Source organism: Methylobacterium symbioticum (assembly GCF_902141845.1).
Taxonomy (GTDB): Bacteria; Pseudomonadota; Alphaproteobacteria; order Rhizobiales; family Beijerinckiaceae; genus Methylobacterium; species Methylobacterium symbioticum.
Window position 1 is genome coordinate 1 of sequence record NZ_CABFPH010000200.1, and the last position, 3733, is coordinate 3733.

The window sequence follows — 3733 nt, forward strand, 5'->3', positions numbered from 1 at the left end:
GGCGCTCGGGCTCGCCCGCGATCGGCTGCAGGTCGGCGCCCTCGATCCCGTCGGGGACCGTGTTGCGGTCCGGCGCGTCGGCGGCCGGCTCGCTCGGCGGCAGCGGCACCTGCTCGACCGCGTCGGCGCCGGTGGCGAAGTCGGGCTGCCCTTCGGCGGGCGAGGCCGGCGAGTCGGCCGGCGGCTCGACGGGCTGGTCGACGGCCTGCTCCGCGGGCTGCGGCCCCTTGCGCCCGAACAGGCGCCCGAACCAGCCCGGCTTGTCCTCGCTCATCGTGTGGTCCCTGCTGGCCGCGCCCGTTTCCCGACGCGCAGAAATACTCTAGCCGGAGCGGATGTCCGCTCCGACCCTGCTGCCTGACATAGGCGCGCGCCTCCTCTACCGCGATGCCCTGCTGCTCGTCATCGACAAGCCGGCGGGTTTGCCGGTCCATCCGGGCCCGAAGGGCGGCGAGACGCTCACCGACCATCTCGACGCCCTGCGCTTCGGCCTGCCCCGGCGGCCCGAGGCGGTCCACCGGCTCGACCGCGACACCTCCGGCTGCCTCGCTTTGGGCCGCCATGCCAAGGCGCTCGCGCGGCTCGGCAAGCTGTTTGCCGGCGCCTCCGTGCAGAAGACCTACTGGGCGGTGGTGGAGGGCAGTCCCGCTGCGGAGAGCGGCAGCATTGACATGCCGCTCGCCCGGCGCTCGCCCGATCCGCGCTCGTGGTGGATGAAGGCCGACCCGGCCGGCGACCCGGCCCTGACCCATTGGCAGGTGCTCGGCCGCGACGGCGCCCGCACCTGGCTGGAACTGAGGCCGGTCACCGGGCGGACGCACCAGCTCCGCGTGCATTGCGCGGAATCCGGCTGGCCGATCCTCGGCGACCCGATCTACGGGAGCGGGCCGCGCGGGGGCGCTCTGCACCTGCATGCCCGGGCGCTGTCGATCCCGCTCTATCCGAAGCGCGATCCCGTGCAGGCGGAGGCGCCGGCGCCCGAGCACATGCGCCCGGCGCTGGCCGCCTGCGGCCTCGCCTGATCCCGGGATCGATCGGGGCGCCGCCCCGATCCCCCGCCGGAGGGATGATCCCTCCGGCCTCCCGGATCGGGCACGCGGATCAGGCCGCGCGGACGCTGGCGAGGAACTGCGCGACCTCGGTGCGGAGCGCGGCGGACTGCGCCGCGAGGGAATCGGCTCCGCTGGCCACGGAGGCCGCGGCGAAGCCCGCCGCCTCGGCGGCCTGGGCCACCTCGGCGATGTTGCCCGTGACCTCGCCCGTGCCGGCCGAGGCCTGGCTCATGCTGCGCACGATCTCCTGCGTGGTGGCGCCCTGCTCCTCGACCGCCGCCGCGATGCTGGCGGTGACGCGGCTCATCGCGTCGATCTGCCCGGCGATCTCTTGGATCGCCTGCGAGGCGCCCGTCGTCGAGGCCTGGATCTCGGCGATCTGCTGGCCGATCTCGCCGGTTGCCCGGCTGGTCTGGGCGGCGAGTTCCTTCACCTCGGCGGCGACCACCGCGAAGCCGCGGCCGGCCTCGCCCGCGCGGGCCGCCTCGATGGTGGCGTTGAGCGCCAGCAGGTTCGTCTGCTCGGCGATCTGCGAGACGAGGCCGACCACGTCGCCGATCCGGGTCGCCGCGGAGGCGAGCGTCGCCATGGTCGCTTCGGTGCGGCCGGCGGTCTGCACGGCGGTGGCGGACAGGCCGGTCGCCTGCTCGACCTGCCGGCCGATCTCGGCCACCGTGGCGCCGAGCTCCTCCGCGGCCGCGGCCACGGCGTTGACGTTGCCGGCGGTCTGGTGGGCGGCGCTCGCCACGCTGGTCGAGCGCTGCGCGGTCCCCTCGACGGCCTGCCGCATCGATCCCGCCGAGCCCTGCAGGCCGGAGACGGCCTCGCTCACCCCGGCGACGATGCCGCCGACCGACTGCTCGAAGCGGTCGGCGAGGTCGCGCAGCAGCGTCCGGCGCGCCTGCTCCTCGCGCAGACGCGCGGCCTCGGTCGTCTTGAGCTGCTGGGCCGCCTCCTCCAGCGACATGTCGCGGATCGTCACCACGGCGCGGGCGATGTCGCCGATCTCGTCCCGGCGCGCGCTGCCCGGCACCTCGGCGAGGGGCTCGCGGGCGGCGAGCGCGGTCAGCGCCCGGGTCAGCGCCCCGAGGGGGCGGACGATCGAGCGGGCGAAGAGCAGGCCGAGCAGCGCCGTGGCGGCGAGCACGCCGAGCGCGATCAGCGCGAGCGTCTGCGAGAGGGCGCGCACCGGCGCCACCGCCTCGGCCTCGGCCTGCTCGGCCACCACGGTCCAGGGCGCGCCGAGGACCGACACCGCGGCGCTGGCCGCCCGGTGGACCCCGTCGGCGCCGGGATAGGTGAAGCTTCCGCCCGCGCCGAGCCGGTCGGCCTGGATCCCGATCTCCGCGACCGGGGATCCGGCCTTCACGGCCGCGTTCAGCGGCGGGTTCGAGCGCAGGCGTCCGTCGGCGCCGGCCGCCAGGATCTGGCCGGTCTCGCCGAGGCCCGCGCGCTTGGCCAGCGTCTGGTCGAACAAGGTCGGGCTCACCCGCAGCACGATCGTGCCGATCCGCTCCGCGGCCTGGGCCGTGCCCATGGCCACGTTGGCGCGCTTCGTCATGGCGCGGCCGATGAAGGCGGAGGGGCCCTGGCCGACCGGGTAGGCGGCGAAATCCTCGAAGGCGACGCCCGTCGCGGATGGATCCTTCAGGCGCTCGACGAGGCGCGCGAGCCCGCTGCCCTTCAGGTCGGCGTCGTCGAGGCTGCGGCCGAAATCCGCGCCCTTGGTCGCCGTGTAGACGATGCGCCCCGCGCCATCGAGGAAGATCAGGTCGGCGTAGCCCGGCTGGGCGACGACCTGACGCGCCACCTCCTGCACCTTGCCGTGCCGCCGCCCGTACATTCCGCTCCCGGGCGGGCTGTCGAGGGCGAGGCGTGCCTCGGGCGAGGCCGGGGCGCGGAAGGCCGCCAGGACCGCGTCGCGGTCGGGCCGGGCCGGATCGAGGTTCTCGATCAGGTCGGGAAAGTTGGAGACGATCTGCGGATGCCCGGACGCGGCGAGGAAATCCGCCTGCAGGCGGTCGGCGACCAGCTCGATCCCGTCGCGGCGGGCCTCGGCCGCGAGGCGCAGGCGCGCATCGGAGGCCTCGATCAGTCCGGACCGCGCCGACGACCAGCTGAACGCGCCCATCGCCGCGGCACTGAGCAGTGCAAGCCCGATCGTGGCGGCAGGCAGGCGGATCCCGATGCGGGCCGTGTTGATCATGAGTTTATTCCCCCTCGGCAGAGCACGCGCAGATTGCGTCTATGTCGCGGGGGCGGTTAAGCGTCGACTAAGGGCCGAGCCAATTCCGCTCGCGTGATGATTTGAATACGCGCATTTTATTGCGATCGAGACGGTCGGGAAGGCCGTCTGCGGCACTCGGCTTCCGATTTCGGTCAGTCCCCGGTGTCGAAATCGGAGCAGCCCTGAGCCGAAACCTGTCACGCTGCGAGGCGCGGCGCGTCCTCGACCGGCATCGCGGCGTCCTCGGCCGCAGCGAGCGTCTCCTGCCGCAGGCGCTCCTGCTCCTCGCGGAAGCTTGCGAGGATCGCCTCCGGCAGGGCGTCGAGAACGGCATCGATCGCGTCCGGATCGGCCGGCATCTCCGGCGCGGCGGCCGGCTCCGCGGGCCGGGCCGCCACGGCGCGCGTCTGGGCCTCGCGCCAGGCGCGATCCTCGTCCCGCACGGCGCGGTGCG

At 74.6% G+C, this 3733-nt stretch carries 3 protein-coding genes and 1 pseudogene; 1 reads left to right on the forward strand and 3 read right to left on the reverse strand.

Annotated features, from left to right (window positions below; translation table 11 throughout):
- Window positions 1–274 (reverse strand): annotated as a pseudogene (locus MET9862_RS28620) (signal recognition particle-docking protein FtsY); the annotation flags it as partial.
- A gap of 61 nt (window positions 275–335) precedes the next feature.
- On the opposite strand from MET9862_RS28620, the gene MET9862_RS28625 reads away from it, so the two are divergent.
- On the forward strand, window positions 336–1022 hold the full coding sequence (locus MET9862_RS28625) for an RluA family pseudouridine synthase (RefSeq protein WP_142586270.1): 687 nt from the start codon (window positions 336–338) through the stop codon (window positions 1020–1022).
- Window positions 1023–1101: 79 nt separating this feature from the next.
- On the opposite strand, the gene MET9862_RS28630 is transcribed toward MET9862_RS28625, so the two are convergent.
- Window positions 1102–3258 (reverse strand): methyl-accepting chemotaxis protein, encoded by a 2157-nt coding sequence (locus tag MET9862_RS28630; RefSeq protein WP_142586271.1) that lies wholly within the window; start codon window positions 3256–3258, stop codon window positions 1102–1104.
- A gap of 218 nt (window positions 3259–3476) precedes the next feature.
- Window positions 3477–3733 (reverse strand): hypothetical protein (locus MET9862_RS29755; protein WP_438616664.1); only part of this gene is annotated, 257 nt, incomplete at its 5' end.

Excerpts from the sequence above, each read along its gene's own strand:
- MET9862_RS28625 (WP_142586270.1), top strand. The coding sequence starts at position 336 with ATGTCCGCTCCGACCCTGCTGCCTGACATAGGCGCGCGCCTCCTCTAC.
- MET9862_RS28630 (WP_142586271.1), bottom strand. The coding sequence starts at position 3,258 with ATGATCAACACGGCCCGCATCGGGATCCGCCTGCCTGCCGCCACGATC.